Source organism: Brevibacillus gelatini (genome assembly GCF_003710935.1).
GTDB lineage: Bacteria > Bacillota > Bacilli > Brevibacillales > Brevibacillaceae > Brevibacillus > Brevibacillus gelatini.
Map to the genome: position 1 here is coordinate 1 of NZ_RHHS01000057.1, position 4,669 is coordinate 4,669.

At 48.7% G+C, this 4,669-nt stretch carries 2 protein-coding genes and 1 rRNA gene; all 3 read right to left on the bottom strand.

What is annotated here, in order from left to right; all coding sequences use genetic code 11:
• Window positions 1–420: ribosomal RNA gene (locus EDM57_RS21415) — 16S ribosomal RNA — on the bottom strand; the annotation flags it as partial.
• A 375-nt stretch (window positions 421–795) separates the two neighbouring features.
• Window positions 796–1,914 carry an HD-GYP domain-containing protein gene (locus EDM57_RS21420; RefSeq protein WP_122906715.1) on the bottom strand — a complete coding sequence of 373 codons (1,119 nt, stop codon included), beginning with the start codon at window positions 1,912–1,914 and terminating at the stop codon, window positions 796–798.
• 130 nt (window positions 1,915–2,044) lie between these two features.
• Window positions 2,045–4,567, bottom strand: coding sequence for a DNA gyrase subunit A (gene gyrA, locus EDM57_RS21425; RefSeq protein ID WP_122906716.1), 2,523 nt, complete (start codon window positions 4,565–4,567; stop codon window positions 2,045–2,047).
• Between the last annotated feature and the right edge of the window lie 102 nt (window positions 4,568–4,669).

Consider the following 4,669-nt stretch of genomic DNA (forward strand, 5'->3'; position numbering starts at 1 on the left):
ATCCGAAGACCTTCATCGTTCACGCGGCGTTGCTCCATCAGACTTTCGTCCATTGTGGAAAATTCCCTACTGCTGCCTCCCGTAGGAGTCTGGGCCGTGTCTCAGTCCCAGTGTGGCCGGTCACCCTCTCAGGTCGGCTACGCATCGTCGCCTTGGTAGGCCGTTACCCCACCAACTAGCTAATGCGCCGCAGGCCCATCTCCCAGTGATAGCAAACGCCATCTTTCCTTTTCAGATCATGCGATCCAAAAACCTATCCGGTATTAGCATAAGTTTCCCTATGTTATCCCGGTCTGAGAGGCAGGTTGCCTACGTGTTACTCACCCGTCCGCCGCTAGGGTTCGAAAACCCTCGCTCGACTTGCATGTATTAGGCACGCCGCCAGCGTTCGTCCTGAGCCAGGATCAAACTCTCCAATAAAGTTTGGTACTGGTTCAAAGCTGGTAAATCATTAAAAATGATAGACTCATCAACGCTTTCGCTGTTCAGTTTTCAAAGAGCATTTTTATCAATCGCCCAAAGGCGACTTTACTAATATATCATGCCGTCTGAGTTTTTGCAAGAAGTTTTTTTGAGAACTTCTTTTCACTCAGCAGCGACAATTCAACACTTTATCAAATAAGGACCATGAAGTCAACACTTGAATGATCTTTTCTTATTTGATGTCTACTTCCATCGAAGCGACAATAGGTATCTTATCACGTATTCATGTACTGTGCAAGTATAATTTAAAATTAAACTAAACATTTTTCGCTAAAATTAAAGAGAGGCGTATTCATCGCCTCTCTCGCTGCTCTAAGATTGCTCCAGTACACGGATAATCGACAAGTGTCCGGCATCGACCAGGTTAACAATCTTTCCTCCGGTTTCCACCATCGGTCGAGTAGGGTGGTTTCGATCTGTAAACACAATTTTTCCAATCGTTCCGTCACTCAGTTCGACAATCGTGCCGATGGCAAATTGGGTAATCCCATCCACAAACTTGCGTACAATGGTCGGATCAAGCTTGCCAAAGCTGTCCTGAACCAACTGCTCTACTACCACATATGGGGAAAGTGCTTGTTGGTAAATCCGATTCGAGCACATTGCATGATACACATCTGCTACCGCAACAATCTTGCTGTACAGGTGCAATTTTGAACCTGTCAGCCCTAAAGGATACCCTGAACCATCCTCCCGCTCATGATGCTGCAGTGCGGCCAATGCGACTCCTTCGGTTAATCCATGGGAAGCTTTTATGATTTGGTATCCATAAATGGTGTGCTTTTTCATTTCCTCGAATTCGTCATCAGTGAGCTTTCCGGGCTTTTGCAAAATTCTGCGGTCGATCTTGGTTTTGCCAATATCCAGCAACGTACCTGCCAATGCAACCTGCATCCATTCCTTTTCCGGAACCTTAATCCACTTGGCAATCATATAAGAAATGATGCCAACCGCAATTGCATGCTCATACGTGTAGTCCTTGCGCGCAAAACGGTGCAGCGACAACAATGCTTGCGGCTGTTGCTGGAACTCCGCAATAACCGGAGCGACCGCCTCACGCACTTCCATCACCGGGATGTTATTTCCGCCCTGTACCTGACTCATCACGTTTTTCAGCCTTGATACCGCGCTGTCGAAAGTCTCCTGAATAGTTGACTTGACAGGAGACAGCTTATCAAAAGCTTTTGCCTGCTCTTCGGCTGGCGCTTCTGGGCATTCCGTACTACTGCCAACTCCGGTTTCTTCAATAGTTACCTTTTTAATCATAAAGGCTTCGAGAAATTCGATTTCTTTCTCATACAAAAGGGTTCCTTTTGAAAACAACATTCCCCCTGATGCCGTGTATACTTCCTCCGCCAATCTCGCTCCTCTGTTCAGTTGCTTCACATCTACGGTCGGCAACTTGGTCACCACCTGATCCAACTTGTTCATATAGTTTTCTTTTCCTAATTTTACTCTAATTCCAATTGATTTAAAGGACTAAAGTAGCAGTTTCTCAAACTTTTTGCACAAAAAAAGAAACGCCCCATGATTTTACTGGGCGCTTCCTCGAAATTTTTCCTTATTCTTCAGTTGGCTCGTCGGGTTCAGCATTTGCTTGAGCGTCAGCATCGTCAACAGTAACATCAAGCTCTTGCGCTTCCGAGTCCACTCCATCGTCTTCCTCATTCGGTGGGCATTTGGCTACTGAACCTACCTGCTCGTTTTCAGACAAACGAATCAGTTTCACGCCTTGCGTATAGCGGCCCATTACAGAAATACCCTTCATTTCTGTCCGGATGATAATGCCCGAAGTCGTGATAATCATCAGATCTTCCTGTGGCTCAACCACTTTCAGGCCGACCACTGGACCGCTGCGTTCAGTTACATTGTGGGTCTTGATCCCTTTACCGCCGCGAGACTGGATGCGGTATTCGTCAACAGGAGTCCGTTTGCCATAACCGTTGGCAGTTACGATCAGGACTTCCGCGTTTGGCTTGATGACGTCCATATCAATGACATTGTCGTCATCATCGAGGGTAATCCCTTTTACGCCAGTCGCGTTGCGTCCCATCGTCCTCACATCGCTTTCGCTGAAACGAACAGACATCCCTTTTTGCGTACCCATGATGATCTCTTGCTGTCCGTCAGTCAAACGGACCGCGATCAGTTCATCATCTTCACGCAGATTGACTGCAATCAGCCCGCCTTTGCGAATGTTTTCAAAGGACTCCAGCGTCGTCTTCTTGATAATCCCTTTCTTGGTCGCAAAGAACAGGAAGCGATCATGGTCGAACTCCTTGACCGGGATTACCGCACTGACCCGCTCCCCTTTTTCGATCTGGATGAGGTTGATGATCGGAGTGCCTTTTGCCGTCCGGCTGAGATCAGGAATTTCATAGCCTTTCAGGCGGTACACCTTGCCCTTGCTCGTAAAGAACATGATATAATCATGCGAATTCGTAATGTAAAGATGCTCAACGAAGTCGTCATCCTTGGTGCCCAATCCTTGGACTCCCCGACCACCACGTTTTTGCGAGCGATAGGTGGATACGGGCAGACGCTTGATATACCCGTCATGAGTCAAGGTAATGACGACATCCTCTTCCGGAATCAGATCGGCGTCCTCGATATGGTCTTCCGCCAATGTAATCGCTGTGCGACGCTCATCGCCGAATCTCTCCTTGATTTCGATCAGCTCTTCCCGAATGATCGCGTAGATTTTGGCTTCGTCAGCGAGAATCGCACGCAGCTCGGCGATTTTCGCCAGCAGCTCCTGGTACTCATTCTCGATTTTCTCCCGCTCCAAACCGGTCAGACGCTGCAGGCGCATATCGAGAATCGCTTGTGCCTGCTCGTAACTCAGGGAGTAGTTTGTCATCAGTCCTTCGCGTGCTTCTTCCGTCGTTTGCGAAGAGCGAATGAGACTGATAATCTCGTCGATATGATCCAGCGCAATCCGCAAGCCCTCCAAAATATGGGCGCGCGCTTCTGCCTGCTTCAAATCGTATTCGGTTCTTCTGCGGATAATTTCGCGTTGGTGCCGCAAATAGTAATACAGCATGTCCCGCAGATTGAGCACACGCGGACGACCGTCAACCAAGGCCAGCATGTTGACGCCAAACGTGGTCTGCATTTGCGTATGCTTGAACAGGTTGTTCAGCACGACTTTTGGAATGACGTCGCGGCGGAGCTCCATCACGATGCGCATCCCTTTACGGTCGGACTCGTCGCGCAGATCCGTAATGCCGTCAATTTTCTTTTCGCGGACAAACTCTGCGATTTTTTCCACGAGTCTTGCCTTATTCACCTGATAAGGGATCTCCGTCACAATAATGCGTGCTTTGCCCTTCTCCTCTTCGATTTGGGTTTTCGCTCGCATGATAATCGAACCACGGCCTGTTTCGTAGGCACGACGGATCCCGCTATAGCCGAGAATTTCTCCGGCTGTAGGAAAGTCCGGCCCTTTGATGATCTTCATCAGATCGTGAACCGTAATATCCGGGTTGTCGATCATGGCAATCACGCCATCAATGACTTCCGACAAGTTATGTGGAGGAATATTGGTCGCCATCCCGACGGCAATCCCCGAAGCCCCGTTCAAAAGCAGGTTCGGGAAGCGAGAAGGCAAAACAACCGGCTCTTCCTTGCGCCCGTCGTAGTTGGGCGTGAAGTCCACTGTTTCTTTATCAATATCGCGCAAAAGCTCCAGCGCGAGCTTGGAGAAGCGCGCCTCTGTATAACGCATGGCCGCTGCCGGGTCACCGTCTACAGAACCGAAGTTCCCTTGCCCTTCCACGAGCATATAACGCATATTAAAATCTTGTGCCATACGTACCATCGCTTCATAGATGGAAGAGTCCCCATGCGGATGGTAGTTTGCCATAACTTCCCCGACTACGTTAGCCGATTTACGGAACGCTTTGTCAGGTGTAAGTCCCATGTCGTGCATGGCATACAAAATACGCCTGTGTACAGGCTTCAACCCATCGCGAACATCAGGCAATGCGCGACTGACAATAACGCTCATCGCGTAGCTGATGAACGATTCTCTCATTTCCTGGCTAATATCGACTTTGGGAAACCGAGCAGTTTCTTCTGCCATAAACGGTAAACCTCCAACTGGTTATCACAATACGTTATTATACCATATAGAAAGAGGACACGTCCAAAAATTCCAGCCGAATGTGTGAGTCAAGCCATAGTG

Bases quoted from the DNA above. Each gene is read 5' to 3' on its own strand.
- EDM57_RS21420 (WP_122906715.1), bottom strand. From the start codon at position 1,914: ATGAACAAGTTGGATCAGGTGGTGACCAAGTTGCCGACCGTAGATGTG.
- gyrA (WP_122906716.1), bottom strand. From the start codon at position 4,567: ATGGCAGAAGAAACTGCTCGGTTTCCCAAAGTCGATATTAGCCAGGAA.